Here is a 1977-nt window from a genome sequence, read left to right as displayed (position 1 = left end):
CGCGGCCGACAGCGCCGCCGCCAGCGCCTCGACCGCGGCGGCCTCCGGCTCGCCGAGGCGGCCGAGCCCGTGGGTCAGCGCGCCGTCGAAGCCGTCGACCAGGGCCAGGGCGTCCTCGACGCCGTCGGGGAGGCCGTCGGTCAGCGCGGCCAGGTGCAGGCTCAGCATCAGCCCACCGCCCCGGCCGGGAACCACTGCATCTCCGGCACCGGCGCGCCCTGCGCCGGCACCTCCAGGTAGGCCAGGTGCCGCAGGAACCGGTTGAACACCGCGGCGGCCGGGTCGTCCCCGCTGGGGCCGCCGTCGAGCGCCTCCGCCAGGCCGCCGTCCGGCGGGGCCTCGACCCCCAGGTAGGCGGCGACGCGCTCGGCGCCGTACTGGAGCACCGCCTCTTTCAGAAGTGCGTCGAGATGCTTGCACATAAAGGAGCCGCTGAGCCCTCCGCATCTCCGGTTGTTGTTCGTGCTGCAGCTGAAGGCGTGCGTCCCGGCGGCAATGGACGAGACATAAACCCGGGCGATGTCGGAACCACTCGACACCACTCCCTGGAGGCGTCCGTCCGCCATTTCCACGAACGGCACCTTCGCCAGCTTCCGCGCCTTGGCGGAGGGCGTCACCCGCACCACGGCGGACCGCTCCCACGCGAGGTCATCCGCGTCCTCGTTCGACATGACCTCATCATCCCAAGGGGGTACGACAGAATTGCCGCGACGCATGACGACGGGCGGAGAAAATGCGTGAGGCCGTCCCGGACGTTCGTCCGGGACGGCCTCGCATGAATGGCCTCAGAAGAATCGGCGGAGAAGAATCGCCCCCGGGCCGGTCAACCTCGGGAGAGCGCGGCCATACCGCGCGCCGGTCCCGCCCGCCGGGCGAGGAGGGCGAACAGCATGCCGCTCACGAACCCGTAGATATGGGCCACATAGGCGACGTTGCTCGATTTGTCGCCGAGTGAGAGCCACTGCAGGACGAACCAGGAGCCGAGCACCACCCAGACGGGCAGCCGGACGACGAAGACGGGCGCGACGTAGCTGACGATCCGCCCGCGCGGGTTCAGCACCAGGTACGCGCCGAGCACCCCGGCGATCGCGCCGGACGCCCCGATCAGCGGGATGTCGGAGTCGGGCGTGGTGTAGGCGAAGCCGTACACGGCGACGAGCCCGAAGAACAGGTAGGCGAGCAGGTACCGGAGCCGTCCGAGCCGGTCCTCCACGCCCATCCCGACGACGAACAGCACGACCAGGTTGCCCAGCAGGTGCAGCCAGTTGGAGTGCACGAACATCGAGGTGAACGCGGCCGTCCACGGGGTCTTGGTGAAGGTGGACGGGCCGCACTGGTGGGCCGCCTCGGCCGGCATCGGCTGCTGCTCGCCGGTCGTCAGCTCCTTCGGGACGGCCCCGTACTCCATCGTGAACTGGGTGACCCGGCAGGCCCGGACCTCGTTGTCGCCGTACCAGGTGGCGAACCTGGCCATCGGGGTGAGCAGGAACACCAGCACGTTCGCGGCGACCAGCAGGTAGGTCACCCAGGGGACCCGGCGGGCGGGCTGGCTGTCGTACAGGGGCAGTGCCATGTGTGGGGGCGTCCTGATCGGGAGAAGGCGGAATCGGCGGCGTTCTCGGGCCTCTCGGGCGAGTGAACCAGACCCTAACGGGTCGGACCGGTCCCTCACGGTCCGACGGGCCGGCTCCCTAACGGTCCGACGGGTCGGCTCCCTAACGGTCCGACGGGTCGACGGCGGCGTAAGCGTTGTCGATCCAGCCCCGGAACGACTCGCCGCCGTGGGCCGGGCACGTCCACTCCCCCTCGACCTCCACCAGCCGGACGCCCGGGGAGTCCAGCCAGCGCAGCACGCACTCCATCTCCTCGGCGCCGGTGCCGCCCGCGCCGGTCATCGCGCCCGGCGCGCCGCCCGCGCCCGGCAGGACGGTCTCGGCGGTCGCGATCAGCGCGTCCACGTAGGGGCGCGGCGCGGCG

The 1977-nt window shown here is 71.5% G+C and carries 2 protein-coding genes and 1 pseudogene; all 3 read right to left on the bottom strand.

What is annotated here, in order from left to right:
* Window positions 1-167 precede the first annotated feature (167 nt).
* Window positions 168-671, bottom strand: a complete 504-nt coding sequence (locus DZF91_RS24450; RefSeq protein ID WP_117359626.1) for a hypothetical protein — start codon at window positions 669-671, stop codon at window positions 168-170.
* A gap of 152 nt (window positions 672-823) precedes the next feature.
* Entirely contained in the window at window positions 824-1573 is a 750-nt protein-coding gene (locus tag DZF91_RS24445) for a rhomboid family intramembrane serine protease (RefSeq protein WP_117359625.1), read from the bottom strand.
* Window positions 1574-1715: 142 nt separating this feature from the next.
* Window positions 1716-1977, bottom strand: a pseudogene (locus DZF91_RS24440) (DEDD exonuclease domain-containing protein); the annotation flags it as partial.

Source organism: Actinomadura logoneensis, assembly GCF_003428695.1.
Classification (GTDB): domain Bacteria; phylum Actinomycetota; class Actinomycetes; order Streptosporangiales; family Streptosporangiaceae; genus Spirillospora; species Spirillospora logoneensis.
The sequence above is the reverse complement of the archived record's forward strand: the minus strand, read 5'-3'. Positions and strand labels throughout refer to the sequence as shown.

Coding starts and splice junctions, on each gene's coding strand:
- DZF91_RS24445 (WP_117359625.1), bottom strand. CDS start 1,573: ATGGCACTGCCCCTGTACGACAGCCAGCCCGCCCGCCGGGTCCCCTGG.
- DZF91_RS24450 (WP_117359626.1), bottom strand. CDS start 671: ATGTCGAACGAGGACGCGGATGACCTCGCGTGGGAGCGGTCCGCCGTG.